Genomic DNA, 19,097 nt, shown 5'->3' with positions numbered 1-19,097 from the left:
GATGTGTAAACATCCCGGTTGATCGAGCTGTCGATCAACCCATCGTCTTGGATCCGTCGATGGCTTCACGAAGCATGTCTGCGTGGCCCGCATGCTGGGCCGTCTCGGCGATGATGTGCAGCAATGCGCGCCGCGCTGACCAGCGAGCGCCGGCTTCGAACCACGGAGCGCTCGGAAGTGGATGAGAGATGTCGAGGCTGTCCAGCGAGGCCACCAACTGGTCGGTCCTGGCCGCGATCCCTTCATACTCGGAAACGATGCTTGCCAAGGTTTCACCCTCGACCATGGCAAATTCGTTCGCCCGTTCCTGTTGCATCTCTTCCGACCACTGGGTCGGGTCGAAGTCCCCGCCAAGTCCGGCCGGCCCTTCCAGAATGAAGTCGACCCAACCCTTCTCCGCCTGACCCACATGCTTGATCAATCCGCCTAGGCACAGTTCGCTCACGGTCGGCCTCGAAGCAGCCTGCTCGTCGGTGAGGTCCTTGACCGTGAAGAGAAGGAATTCACGATGTTGACGCAGGCTCTGGAGGAGATCCGCGCGCTCGCCGGTGACGGTGGTGGTTGGTGCGTTCATGATGTTTTTCCTTCGCTCGTGGGTTCTTTGCCCTGTGAGAACTACGTTAGAAGTCATTGCGGACAGAAACGGTCCTCATTAGAAAACGATCAAAGAAAAAACTCCCGGCACTCACCAATGAGGGTGAGTGCCGGGAGTTCGAGCGAGCTAGAACGAGATCAGACTGTGCGGGCCAAACGATCGGCCAGCAGGCGCGTGAAGTGCGCCGGGTCGCTCAGCTCGCCGCCCTCGGCAAGCAACGCCATGCCGTAGAGCAACTGAGCCGTCTCAGTCAGGTTCTCCGCATTGTCGTTGGCGGCCTGCGCCTCCCGAAGACCCGAGACAAGCGGGTGCTCCGGGTTGAGCTCGAGGATGCGCTTGCTGTGCGGAACAGGCTGACCCGAAGCCTTGTACATCTTCTCGAGCGTCGGAGACATGCTGAACGCGTCGCCGACGATGCAGGCAGCCGAGGTGGTCAGTCGCGTCGAGAGACGCGTTTCCTTGATGTCGTCGGACAGGGTTTCGGTCAGCCACGTCAGCAGCTCGCCGAATTCCTTCTCCTTCTCTTCGCGCTCGGCCTCGGCCGCCTTCTTCTCGTCCTCGGTGTCCAGGTCGACCTCGCCCTTGGCGATCGACTGGAAGGTCTTGCCGTCGAAGTCCGAGACAGCGTCGACCCACATCTCGTCCACCGGGTCGGTGAGAACCAGAACCTCGAGGCCCTTGGCCTTGAAAGCCTCCATGTGCGGAGAGCTTTCGATCAGGTGACGAGATTCGCCCGTCATGAAGTAGATCTGTTCCTGGCCGTCCTTCATACGCTCCACGTACTCGGCGAGAGTGGTCACGCCCTCTTCGCTGTTGGTCGAGGCAAACGAAGAGATGTCGAGCAGCGTCTTGCGGTTGTCGGCATCGGCCATCAGGCCTTCCTTGAGCGCGCGTCCGAACTCGGTCCAGAAGGTCGAGTACTTCTCCGGCTCGTTCGCCTTCATGTCCTTGATGGTCGAGAGGACCTTCTTGGTCAGACGACGACGGATGGCAGCGATCTGCCGGTCCTGCTGCAGAATTTCACGAGAGACGTTGAGCGAGAGGTCTTGTGCGTCGACGACACCCTTGACGAAGCGCAGGTAATCGGGCACCAACTCTTCACAGTCGTCCATGATGAAGACGCGCTTGACATAGAGGTGGATGCCGGCCTTGCGCTCACGCATGAAGAGATCGAACGGCGCCGTCGACGGAATGAACAGCAGCGCTTGGTATTCGAAAGTACCTTCGGCCTTCATCGGGATGACCTCGAGAGGCTCGTCCCAGGCGTGGCTGACGTGCTTGTAGAACTCCTTGTACTCGTCCTCGGACACCTCGTCCTTGGAACGAGTCCACAGAGCCTTCATCGAGTTGATCGTCTCGGTCTCGATGGTGACCTCGGGCTCCTCGCCCTCGGCCGGCGTCGACGTACGAGCGACATCCATGCGGATAGGCCACGCGATGAAGTCGGAGTACTTCTTGACCAGTTCCTTGATCTTCCATTCCGACGTGTAGTCGTGCAGGCCGTTCTCGGAATCCTCGGGCATCAGGTGCAGGGTCACGGAGCTACCCTGAGGCGCCTCGTTCACATGCTCGAGCGTGTACGTGCCTTCGCCGGTCGATTCCCAGCGCGTCGCGTGATCTTCACCGGCGCGGCGGGTCAGCAGCGTGACCTTGTCCGCGACCATGAACGTGGAGTAGAAGCCGATGCCGAACTGACCGATCAGTTCTTCCGATGCCGCTGCATCCTTGGCTTCCTTGAGCTTGCGACGGACCTCGGCGGTGCCGGACTTGGCGAGCGTGCCGATCAGGTCGACGACCTCGTCACGCGACATGCCGATGCCGTTGTCGCGGATGGTCAGGGTGCGTGCTGCCTTGTCGATGTCGATCTCGATATGCAGATCGGAGACGTCGACGTTGAGGTCTTTGTCCTGGTAAGACTCGAGGCGGAGCTTGTCCAGCGCGTCCGAAGCGTTGGAGATCAACTCACGAAGGAAGCTGTCCTTGTTCGTATAGATTGAATGAACCATCAGATCCAGCAGCTGACGTGTTTCTGCTTGGAACTCGAGCTGCTCGGTATGCGCGGTCACTTCGATCCCTTTCTCTTCTCGGACTGATCACAGGGATTTTACTCGACCTCGAATACCACGGGCCGGCCCCCGCACAGACAAGGGAGGCCACGCGACCTGCGCATGACCTCCCGTTATCTTCACCCACCGATCTACTCGGTGACGTCAACCATCGAATAGTTCGAGACGCCGCCGGCCAGCACCCTGAGGTGATCGTCCGATGCGCCCAAAGTGTGTTCGATGGCCACCAGCCGCGAGACGTAGTGCCCGACCGGATACTCGGCTGTCATACCGATACCACCGTGCATTTGAATTGCTTCCTGACCGATCTGATGCGCGGCACGACCGACAGCCAGCTTCGCTCGCGACGCGATGGTCGGATCGATCACTCCGTCGGCGATGGCCATGGTCGCGTACAGACTCATGCTGCTCGCCAGTTCGAGCGCCACGTACATGTCGGCCGCACGATGAGTCAGCGTCTGGAACTTCGCGAGCGGAACACCGAACTGCTTGCGCTGCTTCAGGTAATCTGTCGTCAGTCGGAGCGCCTCGGTCATGATTCCGATCGCCTCGGCGCACAGAGCTGCCTGCGCCCGGACCTCTGCGTCAACGATCGCCGCCGTGACATCGCCGCCCTCACCAAGTTGTTCGGCCGCGGCATCGGTGAACGTGAACTGCGCGCCGCGACGGCCGTCGTGGGTCGCGTACGTGCTCCGTGTGACACCCGAGCCTTCTGCATCCACCAGGAAGAGCCCGGTGCCGCCGCCTGGAAGTGTGGCACTGACGATCACGACGTGCGCGCTGTCGCCCTGCAGAACCGGGTTCTTGACGCCGGTGATCGTCCACCCCGATCCCGCCTTCGATGCCGCGGTCGTGACAGTGGCGACCGGCCAGCGCGTGCCAGGTTCCGTATGGGCAAAGGCCGACAACGTGGTCCCGTCGCTGAGCGCCGGCAGGAGTCGCGCCCGCTGATCTGCCGAACCGATCGCAGCAATCAATCCACCGGGGATCAGAACACCACCCAAATACGGCTCGGGTGCAAGCGCGCGGCCCAGTTCGGTCATCACCACCATGGTCTCGACCGGCCCAGCGCCCATCCCGCCATCGGCCTCCGCGAATGGCAGGCCGAGCAGCCCGAGCTCGGCGAACTGCTTCCACACCGAGGCATTCCATCCCTCGTCAGTGGCCGAGGTGGCGTTGCGCTTCTCCGCGTCGTAGCTGCGGCTGAGTAATTCGCGCGTTGTGTCGCGAAGCATCGTCTGTTCGTCGTCGAGTTCGAAATTCATGTCAGATGCTCACAATCCGAGGATCGAGGAGGCAATGATGGAGCGCTGCACCTCACTTGATCCGCTGTAGATGGAAACCTTCCGGTAGTTCAAGTAGCGCGGCGCCGCCTGCTGCGCCCACTCCGGCGAGTCGATGTCGGCGATGTCTACCGGCAGAGAGTCCGGTCCGGCGACATCCATCAGCAATTCCGTTGCTGCCTGCTGCAATTCGGAGCCACGGAGCTTGAGCAGCGAGGATGCCGGATTCGGCTTTCCGTCTGCCGAACTCGCCACAACTCGCAGTTGAGTCAGATCCAGTGCAAGCAATTCGTTTTCCAACTCGGCCAACCGAGCCGCGAACAACGGATCCTCGAGGAGGGTGCCGGTTCCGACGCGAACCTCCCGCGCCTTCTCTTTTGCCGTGGCGACAAGGGTTTTGGAGAACCCGACCCGTGTGACCCCCGTGCGTTCGTTGCCGAGCAGGAACTTGGCGTAGTCCCAGCCCTTGTTCTCCTCGCCGACAAGATTTTCCGCAGGAACACGGACGTTGTCGAAGAACACCTCGTTGACCTCGACGCTGCCGTCGATCAGTTTGATGGGACGAATCGTGATGCCGGGAGTCGCCAAATCGATGAGCAGGAACGAAATTCCTGCCTGACGCTTCTGGGCACTGGCATCTGTCCGAACCAGACAGAAGATCCACTCGGCGTGCTGCGCGAGAGTAGTCCACGTCTTCTGACCGTTGACGATGTAATCCGCGCCGTCACGGACAGCAGCCGTCTTGAGTGAAGCGAGATCCGAACCGGCTTCTGGTTCCGAAAAACCTTGGCACCACCAGATATCGGCGCTAGCCGTCGCCGGGAGAAACTTCTCCTTCTGCTCCTGCGAGCCGAAGGCTGCGATAACGGGCCCAACCATGCTCACGTTGAACGGCAACGGGTTGGGTACCGACGCCAACTGCATTTCCTCGGAATAGATGTGGCGCTGTACCGGAGTCCAGTCCTTGCCACCCCATTCGACCGGCCAGTGCGGAACCGCCAGTCCGTGTGCGTTCAGAATCTGTTGGCCCGCAACGATGTCTTCACGCGTCAGCTTTCCGAATCCCGCTGCACGTGCACGAAGTTCGGGCGAGAATTCGGTGGTGAAGAACTTTCGCATCTCCTCGCGGAACGCAAATTCCTCACCGGTCAATTCGAGATTCATATGGAGTCTGCTTTCTTCTGGCAGGATTTCAGAACAAGATTCGTGCGACGGTCTGCGCAACAACGGCTGGCTTGTCCACGCCTTCGATCTCGACGGTGTTGGTGATCTGACTCTGCAGCGAACCGTTCGGCAACTCTTCGATCGCAGAGAGCACTGCAGTGTTTCGAACCTTGGCTCCAACCGGCACCGGACTCGGGAATCGAACCTTGTCGGACCCGTAGTTGATAACCATCTTCGCCCCGTCGATGCGGTACACGGACTTCGACAGAAGCGGCAGGAGCGAGAGAGTCAGATACCCGTGGGCAATCGGACCGCCGAAAGGTGATTCACGCTTTGCCCTTTCGTCGTCGACGTGAATCCACTGATGGTCACCGGTCGCGTCGGCAAATTGATGGACCATCTCGCGGGTGACCTCGACCCACTCGCTCGAGCCCAGCGTTTCACCGACCGCCCCCAGGAGATCGGCCTTGTTCTCGAACACCCGCGTCATCTGATCCTCCACGTTCCCGAACACTGTTAGGTTAATTGGATAATAAACTCACGGTGTAAGGTTGTCCAGTACTTTCACACGAAAGGGTGTGCGATGGCGCGACCGCGGATTCCACTACTGAGCAAGCCGATCATCAGGGACACCGCCCTGAAATTGGTCGACGAGCACGGTTTGACCGACTTCTCGATGCGCAAACTCGCCACCGTTCTCGGCGTGCAAGCACCATCGCTGTACAGCCATTACGCCAACAAGGACGAGCTACTCGACGACGTCGCGAACGTCATCATGGAGTCCGTCGACGTGAGCGGCTTCGACTTTGACGATTGGCGCGGTGCGCTTCGCACGTGGGCGCGGTCCTACCACGCTGCCCTGGGCAAGCATCCCAATATCGTTCCCTACTTGGCCTACGGTCCGAGCGTCAGGCCCATCGCCCTTGACCGCGCCAACGCCATCCATGGCGGGTTGGTGCGGGCCGGATGGCCGCAGCGCACGGCAACACTGATCGGCGCTTCCGTCAAGTACGTGGTCATGGGTGCTGCGACAGCGACGTTCTCCGGCGGATTCGTGGACGATCCGGCGATCTACGCCGAGCGTTACCCGCACCTCACGCGAGCACATCTGTTGCGTGAGCGTGCAACGGAAATCGACGGTGCCAGTTTCGAACTCGCGCTGGAATCCCTGCTGGACGGGCTGGAAGCCAAATATGCACTGCTGCAGATTACTTCAGAGTAATCCCCTGAAAACTGGGGGTTGCTACTTTCGGTCGAGCATGCCGAGCATCGCAACGAAGGCCGCCTGACGATCCCCGAGAGCGGCAAAGAATTCCCGATCCGATGCTTCGACCGCACGATTTGCCTTGCCTGCCAGGGCCGCACCCGCCTGGGTCACCACCACTGAACGTGCCCGAGCGTCGGTCGGGTGTGGACGTCGTTCGACCAATTTCTTGGATTCGAGGGTCCGTATCACCTGTGACGTCATCATCGGATCGGTGCGCGCGTACTCGGCAAGATCGCGTTGAGTTATCGGTGTTTCCGCGTCCAGCCACGTCAGTGCGGCGAGCAGAACGAACTGCACGTGAGTCAGGTCGAAAGGCCGCAGCGCCGCGCGAATCGAGGCCTGCCAAGCATTGGTGACACGCCACAACATCAGCCCCGGACTGTCGCCAGCATCCTCGAAGTCGGTTTCCAGTTTCTTCGCCACAGCGTCAGTGTGTCAGCTCGTTGTCGAGCGCAGAATCTCGACGTCGTTGCCATCCAACGGAATCAAGCCTCGGCGGAGCTGATACCCCCAGTTCGGTGTCGAGGTCAATGCCAATCGACTCCGTACGTCGCCGAGAGGAACGGGCGTGAACGGCTCGTATCGCACTCGACGCCGAAACGGCTTGAAGCACCCCTCGTCCGCCTGCCAAATCTCACCCTCTTCGATCACGCCGAGGGCTGTGAACTCGCGCAACGGATCTCGATCACCAATGGACTCGACCGGCGAATAGTAGACAAGCACATCGCCCGCCTTCATCCGCGCCAATCCGGACCTCTTCCCGTGCCCGATCTGCGCGATCCCAAGATCCACTGCACGACACACATGTTCGGCCGAGACAACCCCTAACCAGGCGTTCATCGCCGACCACCTGGCGAACCGATCGCAAGTTCAATCATGAATTTAGTATGCGCGCTTATTATATTCCGCGCAACAGATCGTCTCTTGAACGTGTTCAACTTCTGGGCGTATGCTGAACTTGAACACGTTCAAAGGAAGGGAGCCCATGAGCAGTCGCGGGATCGAAACCAGGGAAAAGCTGGTGGCAACAGCTTTGCGGCTCTTCCGCGACGAAGGCTTCGCAGCGACGACCATGCGCAAGATCGCGACCGAAGCGGAGGTCTCCCTCGGGAATGCCTACTACTACTTCGCCAGCAAGGACGAACTGGTTCACGAGCTGTATCTCGTCATCCAACGTGATCACCGAGAGCGTGCGCTTCCACTCCTGCGGCAGGGTGGCTCACTCGCAGAAAATCTCGCGATCGTTCTGCACACCGGACTCGATGTCATGGGGCCATATCACGGGTTCGGTGGCGCGTTTCTGCACGTTGCCCTACCCACCGCATCGCCGTCCAGCCCGTTCTCGGCCGAGTCGAGCGATGCGAGATCGATGGCCGTCGAATTGATGCGCGAAGCACTGGCGGCGTCGAAGCAGAAGACGCCGGCGTCATTGGAGACCCAGCTCCCCACACTCTTGTGGCTCAGCTACCTGGGCGTGACGCTGCATTGGGTCACCGACTCGTCTCCGGGGCAAACGCGCACTCGTTCCCTGGTCGACGGACTGGTCCCGATCATCGCGAAAACACTCGCCCTCGCCCGGCTACCGGTGGCCCGCGGCCTGGTCGGTGACGTCGCCGCCCTGATGACCAAAGTCGTTTCTCCAGAGGGGAACACAAAATCATGAAGACTGTCGTTGTATCCGGTGCGTCGGGCTACATAGGGCAATCTTTCGTTCGAGCGCTCGAACCCAACGGGGTGGACGTACGAACGATCGGCCGGGGAGGAACGAGCGATGCCACCTGGTCCGACGAGCAAGGTGTTGCCGACGTACTCAGCGGCGCGGATCTGCTGATCAACCTCGCCGGACGCTCTGTGAGCTGCCGATACAACAAGCGCAATGCCGACGAAATCTTCTCCTCCCGCGTGGAAACGACCGCACTGCTGGGTCGCGCACTGGCCCGTACGCCGCAGCCACCTTCGCTCTGGGCGAATGCCAGTACCGGCACGATCTACCGAGACGCGAGGGATCGACCGATGGACGAGAAGAACGGAGAACTGGGTAAGGGATTCTCCGTCGCTGTCGCGCGAGCGTGGGAGCACGAATTGTTCTCCGCCCCAACCCCGGTTCGAAAAGTAGCGCTACGAATGTCGATCGTTCTCGGAGCCGGCGGCGGAGCAATCAACCCCATCGTGAACCTGGCCCGAATGGGTTTCGGCGGAAGAATGGGCGACGGACGACAAATGTTCAGTTGGATACATATCGCCGATGTCGTTCGCTCGGTCATCCACATCTACGAGCATCCGGAGATCTCAGGCCCGGTCAATATCGCATCCCCGTATCCGGTAACCAACACCGACATGATGCGGGTGGTACGAGCGAAACTTGGCCGACAATACGGGTTTCCGACGCCGGGCTGGATGCTCGAGTTCGGCGCACGAATCATCCGCACCGAGGCTGAATTGGTGACGAAGAGTCGCTGGATTTTACCAGGGGTGCTCGCGGACAGCGGCTTCCAGTATCAATTTCCGACGTTGGAGTCTGCGCTGGAACAGATCGCTCAGGAGACCCCGCGAGGGCTGCTTCCGGTCACACTCGGCTGAAGTTCGGTCGCGGTCGCGACCGCTCGCACGATATCCTGCTCGAGCAGATAGTGATTCAGGGCAATCGCAGCCTTCGACCCAGCGGCGGCGGCGGTGATCAACTGTGCAGGCGAGTCCGACACGTTCCCAGCGGCCCATACACCAGGCATGCTGGTACTTCCCGCAGGATCAGTTACCACCCAACCATTTTCGTCAGCTTCACATCCCAGGTCAGTCAGCAAAGCGTCGCGTGGAACAAACCGTGGACCGACAAACACCACACTCCGCGGAACAACCTGACCGGAGGCCAACTCGACGCCGTCCAATCGACCGTCTGCCACCGAGACCCCGGCCACGTCGCCTTCTACGATGCGAATCCCCCTCACAGTCAGCCGCTCCCGCTCGGTGCCGGTCAGCTCGATGCGATTCGGAAAGAAGACAACATCGTCCGACCATTGGCGCACCAACGACGCCTGATGAATGGTGAACGGCCTGTTGTCACCCCCGAGTACACCGATCGGCGTATCACGAACCTCGTACCCGTGGCAGTAGGGACAATGCAAAACGTCGACTCCCCAGCGATCCTGCAGCCCAGCGATGTTCGGCAGCTCGTCACGTAACCCCGTCGCCACCAGAACAGTCCGTGCCTCCAGCGACGCAGTCGCGTCGGTTTGCACAAGAAATCCACCGTCCTCCGTTTGCTCGATTCCGATTGCGGTGCCAGTCGTCATTTCGCCGCCGTACTCGAGAACCTCCTTGCGTCCGGCCGCAAGTAATTGCGTCGGACTCTGCCCGTCCCGCGTCAGGTACCCGTGCAGGTGCTCGGAGACACCATTGCGCGGGTTACCAGCATCGACGATCATCACTCGCCGCCGAGCCCGAGCCAGAACAAGCGCGGCACTCAACCCCGCCGCACCGCCACCGACAATCACCACATCGAACCTCATGCACTCCCCCAGTCCCGCAGTTCGTCCCACCCCAGACGGTGAGCTATTCTGGCAATCTAGCAAATTTGTTTACCAGTTAACAAAACTGAGGAATCGTGAACGAACCAACACTCCGCTCCCGTACGTGCAACCTTTGGGCCGAAAACAATCCTGACCTCGACACGTCGCCCATGGAAGTTGTCGCGCAACTCAAGCGGATCACGGCGCTTCTCGAACTCGCCGTCGAACCGGTGTACCGATCCGCGGACCTCACCGTTTCGGAAGTCGAACTGCTTGTGCCGCTTCGATACGCCGAGGAACCGGTCACCGCGATTCGTCTCGCCGAACGCCTCGGTATGTCTCGGGCCGGAGTCAGCAAGGCACTCGCACGATTGGAGAAGCGAGGCCTTGTCTCCCGCACGAGAAATCCCGAAGACAGGCGATCTGCACTGATCACGATGACGATCCAGGGAAACGCTGTCGTCGATGATGTCTTTCCTCGCGAACTCGCCGCTCACGGTGAATTGTTCACCGAACTCGGACGGGGCCGCGGAAAAATTCTCGCGGCACTCGAGCAGTTGGCGCTATCCATGGAAGGCGGGCTGGATCGAACGCAGGACAAGTAGCTCGCGCTACTTCTGCTCTCCGGTCCGCCCGCCGTACGTCGCAATCTTGTACTCCGTCGCAGCCAAAGACAACGTGAGCTCCTTGATCTGCCGACGAACGGTGTCCCGGTGCTCGAGCAGCATGTCGAGCCTCTCCGGAACTGTCCCTTCACCGGCGTCGACCAGTTCAACGTAGTGCTGCAGGTCGCGAATCGCCATGCCTGAGATACGCATGCGGGTCAGAAACACCAGCCTGCGAATAGATTCCGGCCCGTACACACGATGCCCGCTCGAATCACGATCCACCGCAACCAAGCCGATCTTCTCGTAGTAGCGCAGGGTATGTGCCGAAACATCCAGCAGGTCTGACACTTCGGCGATCGACATCGGATCTTCGACGTCCCCTGCATCGACGAGCCGGTGAATGACCTCGATCGACATGGGCCCGTCCACTTCCCCAAGTGCCTCGAGCGCCTTACGCATCAAGTCTTCGGTAGCCATGACTCCCAGCCTAGAACGGGCGGACAGGTCCGGCAGCATCCGCGAAGTCGGCGCTGCGAGCCAGGTCGGCCCAGACGGATACCTCGGCCAGATTCTTCCGATACGACGCGGATATCCGCTCCACGGCTTCCTTTCCCAGCGGCAGACGCAGTGGCACGTTCTCACTGTGTACCAGCGCATTGATGATTACCGCTGCTTTCTCCGGATCGCCCTCCTGAACACCGTCTGCCGCCGCCATGTCACGCAGAACCGGATCGAGCACTTCACGGTAGTCCGATGAAGATTCGGCGAAACTCAGAACGCCGGGGGTGTTGAATGCCGTGCGGAATCTGCTGGGCTCGACGATCATCACTCGGATGCCGAACTGCCCGACCTCACCGGCGAGAGCCTCCGACCAACCCTCGAGCGCGAACTTCGACGCCGAATACGCCCCGACACCGGGAAACGACATCCGGCCGCCTTGGCTGCTCATCTGCACGATCGTCCCACTTCCCTGCACTCGCATCGAAGGGAGGGCGGCGCGAACCAACGCGGCGGGTCCGATCAGGTGCAGTTCCATGAGATCCCGCAAGGTCGAATCGTCGACCAACTCCGCCGCGCCGACCATCCCACGACCGGCATTGTTGACCAGCACGTCGACGCGACCGAAATGCTCGAGCGCATGTTCGACGACGCTGGGTGCCGCCGCGGTGTCGCGGACGTCGAACGTCACCGCCGAGAACCGATCCGGATGCTCCGACGCGATATCTGCAACGGACTCGGGCCTACGAACTGCCGCGACTACCGCGTCCCCGGTTCGAAGTGCGGACACTGCAAGCTCGCGGCCGAAACCCTGAGAAACTCCAGTGATGATCCAGGTTTTTGTTGTCATGGTCGGCAACGCTAGGGGTTAGAGCGCGCTCCAACGCAAGCCTTTGGTTCTACAGCCGAGCTACACGCCGGCCCAAACCGGTCGCTCGCCGCGAAGGAAACCGTCGACACCGGCTTTGAAGTCGTCACTGCTGTAGATCATGCGCATCAGATCATCGTTGTCGGTGATCGATCGGGTCCTGATGCGGCGCAGGGATTCTCGAATCGTCCACACGGTCATCGGGGCAGCCGCAAGGAGTTCCCGCGATACCTGGGCAGTCAGGCTCGCGAACTCGGTCTCTGTTGCACAGTCGCTGAGGAAGCCGTTCCGCAGAGCCTCGTCGCTCGACATGACCCCCGCCCGAGCGACCAACGACATCAGACGCGAACTGCCGATCCTGTCCGCCAGCAACGCCACGGAATGGACCGACAACGAGTTTCCGAGTGTGCGCGCGATCGGGAGGCAGAAGCGGGACCCGTGCGTCGCGATCCGCACATCGCACGCTGCCGCTAACAACAGCCCGGCTCCCGCGCACACACCGTCGATGACCGCCAGCGTGGGAACCCGCACTTTCTCGAGTTCGGTCAGCACGCCGACGAACCGACTTTCGTAGTCGAGCCCGTCGTGAAAACTCGAGAAGGTCTGAAAATGGCCTATGTCGGAACCCGCCGAGAACGCCTCTCCCCCAGCACCTCGGAGAGTGAGTAACCGGATCTCGCGGTCGGAGTCGGCGCTCCGGCAGGCTCCGGCAATGGCGTCGTACATCTGAGGAGTCAGTGCGTTGTGTTTTTCCGGCCGGTTGAACACGACGTCAAGCGTCTCGCCACGACGGATAATCGAGATGTCTTCGTGCGTTTCAGTCATGACACTGACGCTATTACCGATCAGGAACAAACGAAACACATTGCACTCGAGTATCTTTGCGAATATTCGGTGCGAAGTTGCAGATAGTGCGAACGGAGAAGCGTCGACGAGGCCAGGAGACGGTGATGCCAGAACCGAACCTCGCCGACGCAGCATTAGTGGGGTGTCATGCCACGACTACCAAAACTGTTATGCCACAACGGTCCGCTGCGGCACACCGGAGTACTGGCTCAGCGGCCTGATCAGTGCATTCGACTGCCCCTGCTCGATGATGTGCGCCGTCCATCCGGTGATGCGGCTCATCACGAAGATCGGCGTGAACATCTCGACGTCGAAGCCCACGAGGTAATACGCAGGGCCCGTGGGGAAATCGAGATTCGGCTTGATTCCGGTGGCACTGACCATCGTCTTCTCGAGGATCTCGTACATCTGCACCCACTTTTCGCCGTCAGTGCAAGCAGCGACGTCGACTAGCGCCTGCTTCATGGTCGGAACACGCGAATCACCGTTCTTGTAGACACGGTGTCCGAAGCCCATGACCTTCTCCTTGGCAGCCAATTTCTCCGACATCCAGGCTTCTGCGCGGTCGGGGTCGTCGATCTCGAGCATGTCGTGCATGACAGCTTCGTTTGCACCGCCGTGCAACGGGCCCTTGAGCGTGCCGATCGCAGCCGTCACTGCGCTGTAGATGTCCGAAAGTGTGGACGTCACAACACGAGCGGCAAACGTCGAGGCGTTGAAGGAGTGCTCCGCATACAGGATCAGCGAGACCTCGAAGGCCTTTACGATCGCCGGCTCCGGAACAGCACCGAAGCACATGTTCAAGAAGTTTTCGGCGAAACCCAGGTCCGACTGCGGCGCGATGGGATCCTGGCCGCGCCGGCGGCGGAAATCGGCTGCGACGATGGTCGGAAGCACAGCCGTCATCCGCAGTGCCTTGGCCAGATTGGCCTTCTCAGAGTTGTCGTCCTCCGCCGGATCCTCGGCGCCGAGGTAGCTGATCGCCGTACGGACCACATCCATGGGGTGGCAGTTGTCCGGCATCTTGGTCAGGAGCGAGAGCAGTGATCGATCGGCACGGCGAGCCGCACGCTCACGCAGACAGAGCAATTCGAGCTGCTCGGGTGTCGGCAGTTCGCCGTACCACAGCAGGTGCGCAACTTCTTCGAAGCTACAATTCGCGGCGAGGTCCTGCACTGCGTAACCGCGATACGTCAACGAATTCGTCTCGGGCACTACCTTGGAGATAGCCGTCGTGTCGACGACAACCCCGGCCAAGCCCTTGTAGATCGTCGGAATCTGTTCGGTCATGTCCTACTCCCCTCCACGCTGAAATTGAAAATGCCACTGTCGAATTCGTTGTAACGCTCGTACTCGAGAATCTCGTACAACCTGCTGCGCTGCTGCATCTCGCCGAGCAGTCCTTCTTGCGTGCCCTCCGCAAAAATCTCGCGCAGACCCTTTTCGATAGCGAACATCGCCAGACGAAGGGTGGTCACGGGGTAGATGACGGCGTTGAAACCGATCTCTTCCAATGTCTTCGCCGAAATGAGGTTCGACTTTCCGAACTCGGTCATGTTGGCGAGCAACGGAGTGTCGACTGCTGCGCGGAACTTCTCGAAGTCTGCTTCGGTGGCAAGAGCTTCGGTGAAGATCAGATCGGCACCGGCATCCGCGTAGGCCTTTGCTCGCTCGATCGCTGCGTCGATACCGTCGATTCCGGCAGCATCGGTGCGCGCGCAGATGACGAAGTTCGGGTCACGACGTGCCGAGACTGCAGCACGAACTCGGCGAACCATGTCTTCGGTAGGCACGATCGCTTTGCCGTCGAGGTGCCCACAGCGCTTGGGGTTGATCTGATCCTCCAGGTGCAGACCGGCTATACCGTCGTCCTCGAAGACCGTGACCGTGCGGGCAGCACTCATGGGTTCACCGAAACCGGTGTCGGCATCGATCAGCGTCGGGAGGTCGGTGACCCGCGCGATCTGCTTGCTGTGGGCGGCGACCTCGGTCAACGTGGTCAGCCCGATGTCGGGAAGCGCCAATCCGGCGGAATACGCACCACCCGAAACGTAGACACCTTCGAACCCGATTTCCTGAATGAGCTTGGCTGTCAACGGATTGATCGCACCGGGGAGTCGTTGAATCTTTCCGGACGTCAGCCCGGCCCGGAAGGCAATCCGCTTGTCGGCTGCAGACGTCGATGCGGCAATGAGGCCCGTCATCAGAAGAGTCCCTTGGCGACCTTGGGGGCCCGAGCGAGAACGTCTTCGGAAACGGTGAAGGTCAGCTGATCGAGTTCGCCTGCCTTCAATTCGGCGGTGCGCTGTGCCGCGTCGAGGAAGCGGTCCTGTTCGCTCGGCTCGATGACGCCCTCGGCGAGGGTGCGGAACTTCGCGACGTACTGATCACGAGCGAACGGACGTGCGCCGAGCGGGTGCGCATCGGCCACCGCAAGCTCGTCGACGATGACCTCGCCGCTCTTCAAGGTGATCTCGGCGCGAGCACCGAAAGCCTTCTCGTCCGGATCCGTCGAGTGGTAACGGCGTGTCCATTCGGGATCTTCGCGCGTGGAGATCTTGTTCCACAGCTCGATCGTGTCGGGGCGCTGTGCACGCTCGGGCGCGTAGGAATGCTCGTGGTGCCACGTACCGTCCTGCAGCGCAACGGCAAAGATGTACATCACCGAGTGGTCGAGAGTTTCACGCGATGCGGTGGGGTCGAACTTCTGCGGATCGCCGGAACCGGTGCCGATGACGACGTGGGTGTGGTGACTGGTATGCAAGACGATCGAGGCGATCTGGTCGAGATCACCGACGCGAGAACGCATCCGGCGAGCGAGGTCGATCGGTGCCTGGCTCTGGTACTCCGCGGAGTGTTCCTTCGTGTACGAGTCGAGGATGGCGCGCTTCGCCTCACCCGAACCCGGAAGCGGAACGTGGTACTCCTTGTCCGGGCCACCGAGCAGCCAGGCGATCACGCCGTCTTCGCCTTCCCAGATCGGTGACGGCGCACCTTCACCGCGCATCGCACGGTCGACTGCCTCGACGGCAACCTTGCCGGCCAGCGCCGGCGCGTAGGCCTTCCAGCTGGAGATCTCGCCCTTGCGGGACTGCCGTGTAGCCGTCGTGAGGTGCAGCGCCTGACCGATTGCCTGGTAGACCGTCTCGGTGCCCAGGCCGAGCAAGGTTCCGATACCTGCCGCGACCGAAGGGCCGAGGTGTGCGACGTGATCGATCTTGTGCTCGTGCAGGCAGATAGCCCGAACCAGGTCGATCTGGATCTCGTAGCCAGTCGCCAGACCACGAATCAGGTCTTTGCCGTCACGCCCGGCGTGCTGAGCGACGGCAAGGATCGGCGGGATGTTGTCACCGGGGTGCGAGTACTCGGCGGCCAGGAACGTGTCGTGGAAATCGAGTTCACGAACCGCTACGCCGTTTGCCCATGCGGCCCATTCAGGCGAGAAGGTACCCGAGATACCGAACACGGTGGAACCGGGTGTGTACGGATGAGACTGCGCCTGTGCACGCGCATTCACTACGGGGCGGCGCACCAGGGAAGCTGCGGCAACTGCCGCGTTGTCGATGATCCGGTTGACGATCATGTCGGACGTGGCGTCGGTGACCTCGACGGAATCCGTCGCAACTTCCGCGATCTTCCACGCGAGGTGGTCTTCCTTGGGGAACTCTTCGGCAGAGCGGTGGGTGCGTACGAGATGCGTCTTCATCGATCCTCTTCTCACGTGCTTCGGTATCTATTTGCACGCTACGCAGCTCGTTCACCTCGGGATAGGCCCTCGCAATTGCCTATTTGTGCAATAACGATCCTGCAATGTTGCGAATGTTGCGAATGGCTTCTCGGTAGGGTGAACGCGATCGGCACCGAGGAGATTCGATGAAGAAGATGTACGCGGGAGCGCGGCTGCGACGGCTGCGGGAAGAACGAAACCTGTCACAGTCCGCACTGGCGAAGGCGCTCGAACTCTCCCCCAGTTATGTCAATCAACTAGAGAACGATCAACGACCGCTGACGGTCCCCGTCCTTCTCAAGCTCAACGCCGAGTTCGATCTCGACGTGCAATTCTTCGCTTCCGATTCCGACGCACGACTCGTTGCGGACGTTCATCACGCCTTGGCCGAAACCTCGGAATCCGGGGACGTATCGCTGGCAGAGGTGGACGAATTGGTGGCCCGAATGCCGGCGGTCGGACGCACCCTCGTGATGTTGCACCGCCGCCTTCACGCCGCAACAGAGCAATTGGACCAGTTCTCGACGCAATTGTCCGGCGAGGCAGCTTCTGACGTGTCGCTGGTGCCCATGCCTTACGAAGAAGTTCGGGACTTCTTCTACGACCGAAAGAACCACATCGCCGTTCTCGACGACGCTGCCGAGCGGATGTTCGTGGACAACGGGTTGTCCGTGGGAGCAGTGGATCTGCAGCTGGCACGACTGCTTCGCGATCAGCACGGCGTCACCGTGACGATCCGCACGGACGAACCAGACAAGCTCGGCCCCAAGCGCTTCTACGATCCGGAGAAGTCGATCCTGACCCTGGCGCGGCGTCTGTCGGCAGGCCAACGCGCATTCCAGATCGCGATGCAGTTGGCCTTCTTCACGCAGGCCGACGTGATCGATTCCCTTGTCGCCGAGGACGAATCGTTGAGTGCCGAGTCCGCGGCACTGGCTCGAATCGGACTCGCGCACTACTTCGCCGGCGCACTGCTACTCCCGTACACCCAATTCCTGGAATCGGCCGAGGCGCTGCGGTACGACATCGATCTGCTCAGTCTCAAATTCGAGGTCGGCTTCGAAACAGTTTGTCACCGGCTGTCCACTCTCCAGCGTCATGGCCAACGCGGCATCCCCTTCTTCTTCGTCCGAACCGATCGCGCCGGAAACATCTCGAAGCGTCAGTCTGCTACCGCTTTTCACTTCTCCAGAGTCGGCGGCAGTTGCCCGCTGTGGGTCATCCACGAGGCATTCGCGAGCCCAGGGCGCATCCTCACCCAGGTCGCGAAGATGCCCGACGGCCGGACATACCTCTGGGTGGCGCGCACTACCCACAGCGGCGGGCTCGGGTACCTCGCCCCCGAGCGGAACTTCGCCGTCGGACTCGGTTGCGACATCGGCTACGCCGATCGCATGGTCTACTCCCACGGAATCCAGACGGACGACCCCGCGACCATCGTGCCGATCGGCGCGGGGTGCAAAGTCTGTGACAGACCGGCGTGCTCTCAACGCGCCTTCCCCCAACTCGGCCGCTCGATCTCCGTCAGTCAGAACAGCAGCAGCCATCTGCCGTATCCGCAACAGTAGGGCGCAAACAATAGGGCGCACCGACTCCACCTGCGCTTCCCCGGAGCTACGGCGCCTTTCTGCTTCGATGGATGTCATGCAACCCGATACCGTGACCCCTCGTCGACTGGTTCTTCGCCGCCTTTCGGCCGTGGTTGGTGTGGCCGGAATCGTGACGGGTTTGGTTGCCTTGATCGCAACTCAGCTGGACGTCGATCACAACATCGTGATCGTTCTGGCGTCAGTGGCACCCTTGTTGATGATTGCTCCGCTGATCGGTGCCGTCGTCTCGGGTATCGGGCGTCAGTGGATCGTTTGTGCCGCATCCCTTGTCGTCCTTGCACTGTTCGGATGGTCTGTGAGCCCGCTGTACATCGGCGGAACTGGGGAGTCGACGTCTGCGAACGGTCCATCGATTCGGTTGATGCAGGCCAACTTGATGGTCGGTGCAGCGGATCCGGAGTCGCTTGTGGCGATGGTCCGCGAACGCAACGTCGACGTGGTGACGGTCCAGGAGTTGACGTACCAGGAAGCCGAAGCGCTCGAAGCCGCCGGGCTTGAAGAGGTTCTGAGCCACCAGTTCCTGATCCCCTACGCCGACGGCGGTGGCGGGGCCGGAATCTACAGTCGCTTTCCTCTCTCCAATCCACGTAGCCTCGACGGGTTCTCACCCGAAACGCTGTCCGCAGAGCTGAATGTCGGCTTGGCGCAGCCAGTCACATTGTTCGCCGTGCATCCGGCACCGGCGTACATCTCGCCGGCTTCGGTGTGGGCGGCCGAGCAGCAAAGGCTTGGGTCTTACATGGACGAAGCCGCCGGGATGGACAATGTGATAGTCAGCGGCGATTTCAATGCGTCGTACTCGAACAAACAGTTCCGGAATCTCCTCAGAAACGGATACACCAGCGCCGCCGATCAATTGGATTCCGGCCTGATCCCGACGTACCCGACCGACAAGTGGTATCCGGCGGTGGTCGGTATCGACCACATCATCACCAAAGGCGCCGCGGCGACATCCTTGGAACGGATCGAGATCAAGGGATCCGATCACCACGGCCTGATTGCCGACATCACGTTGTCTTGACTAAATACTGGATTGAGCAAGCACCGGGGCATTGTTGT

The 19,097-nt window shown here is 60.8% G+C and carries 20 protein-coding genes; 6 read left to right on the top strand and 14 right to left on the bottom strand.

What is annotated here, in order from left to right:
* Positions 1-34: 34 nt before the first annotated feature.
* The 5 genes from EEB12_RS20340 to EEB12_RS20320 form a co-directional block, all read right to left on the bottom strand.
* Positions 35-574: a DinB family protein gene (locus tag EEB12_RS20340; protein ID WP_097386903.1), complete on the bottom strand. Its 540-nt coding sequence runs from the start codon at positions 572-574 to the stop codon at positions 35-37.
* Between the two features lie 158 nt (positions 575-732).
* Positions 733-2,661, bottom strand: coding sequence for a molecular chaperone HtpG (htpG, locus tag EEB12_RS20335; RefSeq protein WP_020909088.1), 1,929 nt, complete (start codon positions 2,659-2,661; stop codon positions 733-735).
* A 131-nt stretch (positions 2,662-2,792) separates the two neighbouring features.
* A complete protein-coding gene (locus EEB12_RS20330; protein ID WP_070795688.1) occupies positions 2,793-3,926 on the bottom strand; it encodes an acyl-CoA dehydrogenase family protein in 1,134 nt (377 codons plus the stop codon).
* Positions 3,927-3,935: 9 nt separating this feature from the next.
* Complete coding sequence (locus tag EEB12_RS20325; RefSeq protein ID WP_141488393.1) at positions 3,936-5,108, bottom strand: acyl-CoA dehydrogenase family protein; 1,173 nt, start codon at positions 5,106-5,108, stop codon at positions 3,936-3,938.
* A gap of 28 nt (positions 5,109-5,136) precedes the next feature.
* Positions 5,137-5,598 (bottom strand): MaoC family dehydratase, encoded by a 462-nt coding sequence (locus EEB12_RS20320; protein WP_020909091.1) that lies wholly within the window; start codon positions 5,596-5,598, stop codon positions 5,137-5,139.
* Positions 5,599-5,691: 93 nt separating this feature from the next.
* Here EEB12_RS20320 and EEB12_RS20315 point away from each other — a divergent pair, with 93 nt between their 5' ends.
* Positions 5,692-6,330 carry a TetR/AcrR family transcriptional regulator gene (locus tag EEB12_RS20315; RefSeq protein ID WP_141488392.1) on the top strand — a complete coding sequence of 213 codons (639 nt, stop codon included), beginning with the start codon at positions 5,692-5,694 and terminating at the stop codon, positions 6,328-6,330.
* 21 nt (positions 6,331-6,351) lie between these two features.
* Here EEB12_RS20315 and EEB12_RS20310 read toward each other — a convergent pair whose 3' ends face one another.
* Both EEB12_RS20310 and EEB12_RS20305 read right to left on the bottom strand, forming a co-directional pair.
* Positions 6,352-6,798, bottom strand: coding sequence for a MarR family winged helix-turn-helix transcriptional regulator (locus tag EEB12_RS20310; RefSeq protein ID WP_042952904.1), 447 nt, complete (start codon positions 6,796-6,798; stop codon positions 6,352-6,354).
* A 12-nt stretch (positions 6,799-6,810) separates the two neighbouring features.
* Entirely contained in the window at positions 6,811-7,215 is a 405-nt protein-coding gene (locus tag EEB12_RS20305) for an EVE domain-containing protein (protein WP_134999039.1), read from the bottom strand.
* A gap of 145 nt (positions 7,216-7,360) precedes the next feature.
* Between EEB12_RS20305 and EEB12_RS20300 the strand changes: the two genes are divergently transcribed.
* The gene (locus EEB12_RS20300; RefSeq protein ID WP_095968852.1) at positions 7,361-8,038 is read left to right on the top strand and encodes a TetR/AcrR family transcriptional regulator; all 678 of its coding nucleotides are present in this window, start codon (positions 7,361-7,363) and stop codon (positions 8,036-8,038) included.
* Entirely contained in the window at positions 8,035-8,955 is a 921-nt protein-coding gene (locus EEB12_RS20295; protein WP_134999038.1) for a TIGR01777 family oxidoreductase, read from the top strand. Before EEB12_RS20300 ends, EEB12_RS20295 begins: the two co-directional genes overlap by 4 nt.
* Here EEB12_RS20295 and EEB12_RS20290 read toward each other — a convergent pair.
* Positions 8,913-9,881, bottom strand: a complete 969-nt coding sequence (locus tag EEB12_RS20290) for an NAD(P)/FAD-dependent oxidoreductase (protein ID WP_060938000.1) — start codon at positions 9,879-9,881, stop codon at positions 8,913-8,915. The two genes, EEB12_RS20295 and EEB12_RS20290, sit on opposite strands and share 43 nt — an antisense overlap.
* A gap of 95 nt (positions 9,882-9,976) precedes the next feature.
* Between EEB12_RS20290 and EEB12_RS20285 the strand changes: the two genes are divergently transcribed.
* Positions 9,977-10,486 (top strand): MarR family winged helix-turn-helix transcriptional regulator, encoded by a 510-nt coding sequence (locus EEB12_RS20285; protein WP_060937999.1) that lies wholly within the window; start codon positions 9,977-9,979, stop codon positions 10,484-10,486.
* A gap of 6 nt (positions 10,487-10,492) precedes the next feature.
* Here the strand turns inward: EEB12_RS20285 and EEB12_RS20280 are convergent, their stop codons facing one another.
* The 6 genes from EEB12_RS20280 to prpD all read right to left on the bottom strand — a co-directional run bounded on the left by EEB12_RS20280 (position 10,493) and on the right by prpD (position 16,407).
* Entirely contained in the window at positions 10,493-10,966 is a 474-nt protein-coding gene (locus EEB12_RS20280; RefSeq protein WP_134999037.1) for a MerR family transcriptional regulator, read from the bottom strand.
* Positions 10,967-10,976: 10 nt separating this feature from the next.
* Positions 10,977-11,837, bottom strand: a complete 861-nt coding sequence (locus EEB12_RS20275) for an SDR family NAD(P)-dependent oxidoreductase (RefSeq protein WP_134999036.1) — start codon at positions 11,835-11,837, stop codon at positions 10,977-10,979.
* Positions 11,838-11,897: 60 nt separating this feature from the next.
* A complete protein-coding gene (locus tag EEB12_RS20270) occupies positions 11,898-12,680 on the bottom strand; it encodes an enoyl-CoA hydratase (protein ID WP_141488391.1) in 783 nt (260 codons plus the stop codon).
* A gap of 189 nt (positions 12,681-12,869) precedes the next feature.
* On the bottom strand, positions 12,870-13,991 hold the full coding sequence (locus EEB12_RS20265) for a bifunctional 2-methylcitrate synthase/citrate synthase (protein ID WP_141488390.1): 1,122 nt from the start codon (positions 13,989-13,991) through the stop codon (positions 12,870-12,872).
* Complete coding sequence (prpB, locus tag EEB12_RS20260; RefSeq protein ID WP_020909099.1) at positions 13,988-14,905, bottom strand: methylisocitrate lyase; 918 nt, start codon at positions 14,903-14,905, stop codon at positions 13,988-13,990. The genes EEB12_RS20265 and prpB overlap by 4 nt, the downstream gene beginning before the upstream one ends.
* Positions 14,905-16,407 (bottom strand): 2-methylcitrate dehydratase PrpD, encoded by a 1,503-nt coding sequence (gene prpD / locus EEB12_RS20255; protein WP_046379277.1) that lies wholly within the window; start codon positions 16,405-16,407, stop codon positions 14,905-14,907. The genes prpB and prpD overlap by 1 nt, the downstream gene beginning before the upstream one ends.
* Positions 16,408-16,574: 167 nt before the next feature.
* Here prpD and EEB12_RS20250 point away from each other — a divergent pair, with 167 nt between their 5' ends.
* Complete coding sequence (locus EEB12_RS20250) at positions 16,575-17,996, top strand: short-chain fatty acyl-CoA regulator family protein (protein WP_046379278.1); 1,422 nt, start codon at positions 16,575-16,577, stop codon at positions 17,994-17,996.
* Between the two features lie 67 nt (positions 17,997-18,063).
* Positions 18,064-19,059: an endonuclease/exonuclease/phosphatase family protein gene (locus tag EEB12_RS20245; protein WP_141488389.1), complete on the top strand. Its 996-nt coding sequence runs from the start codon at positions 18,064-18,066 to the stop codon at positions 19,057-19,059.
* Positions 19,060-19,097: the final 38 nt, after the last annotated feature.

The sequence above is a fragment of the Rhodococcus sp. WS1 genome (genome assembly GCF_003797745.1).
Lineage (GTDB): Bacteria > Actinomycetota > Actinomycetes > Mycobacteriales > Mycobacteriaceae > Rhodococcus_F > Rhodococcus_F erythropolis.
This window is presented reverse-complemented; position numbering and strand designations above follow the sequence as displayed.